1 protein-coding gene is annotated in these 1,179 nt (G+C 39.7%); it reads right to left on the bottom strand.

Going from position 1 to position 1,179, the window contains the following annotated elements:
- Positions 1–129: 129 nt before the first annotated feature.
- Positions 130–411, bottom strand: coding sequence for a hypothetical protein (locus DD606_RS25315; RefSeq protein ID WP_176691502.1), 282 nt, complete (start codon positions 409–411; stop codon positions 130–132).
- Positions 412–1,179 lie beyond the last annotated feature (768 nt).

The raw sequence follows: 1,179 nt of genomic DNA, 5'->3' as shown, positions 1-1,179 counted from the left end.
CTTCTCGCTTTGGTTATCCTTGGGGACATCTTCTTCTTTGAAGATCTCGCAATTGTCTCCTAGGTCAATCACATCAGACACACACGCTTCTAGGGTTGTATGCTTTTTACTATAGAGTATAGCATGAAGTTATTTGTTTAGCAGTCCCTCCAGAAACAAAGATACAAGTCGTTCTTTTGCAGGTATTTCCAGCTCTAGACATCTGGCAATGTATTGTTTCATTCGAGTTGCACTATCCCTAACAGACTCACCATGTTTCTGTTTAAAGTTGTAGATTTGAGCTACCGTATTATGTTTGATCCCCATTTTGGAACAAGCAGCTACAAATCCTTGAGCTAATGTGTTCAAGTCCATGATTGACCTTGGTGGAATGTTTTGGAACCATGTCAATGCTTTTCCTTCTAATGTCATTCCAAACCCCTCGAATTGAGTATGGAAATCGAATATACGCTCTGCTCTTAGCACTTGCTTAAAGCTTGCTAGGTGGTCGTATGGATCCCATGATCCACTGTATTTTCTGACTCATTTTTTAAAATCATCTGGTCTGACGTGTCTGTTTGGTTCAACTCCAGGTCTTTTGGGAGTTCGTCCTTTTCTGAGTCCTTCAAACTAGTCTGTTGGAAATAGTGACTCATGTAGCCCTGGACTGGCCTTAGTGTCACCCGGTTTTCTACGTGATGAGGTGGTTTCTGGTTTCTTTACATTACTCTCAAATGATCGCTCACGTTGTTCATCTCTGGGAATTGTTTGTGGTACTTGTCCTAACATCCAATCTTGGATGGAATACCCTTGATATTTGGTTTGTTCTACCTCCTCAAGAGTCATCATAACAAAGTTGTTGTTATAACGATCTTGAAGATATAAATGATCTTCATGGCCGTTTATTGTCTTGGTTTGGCATGAGAAGTCTACATAAGATCTTTTATGTTTCTATCCTCCCAACACTAGACTCCGATCCTAGGATTATCCGTACTAAGTCGTTTCAAATTCTTCAAGTCTACTTGATCGTATCCCTCGAATTCTAAAGTTGGTGGTCCTTCATTTTCTAACATATTTGGGATTATGGTGTTTACTTATAATCCCCATTTGTGTATCACGTCAGGGTTTTCGACCTGTAAATATTGAGTTCCGTTTCAATCCATGTACATTTTTCCTTGTTTGTTTGCCCTAATCTCTTCT

It is taken from the genome of Enterobacter cloacae complex sp. GF14B (assembly GCF_004136805.1).
Lineage (GTDB): Bacteria > Pseudomonadota > Gammaproteobacteria > Enterobacterales > Enterobacteriaceae > Enterobacter > Enterobacter hormaechei_C.
This window is presented reverse-complemented; position numbering and strand designations above follow the sequence as displayed.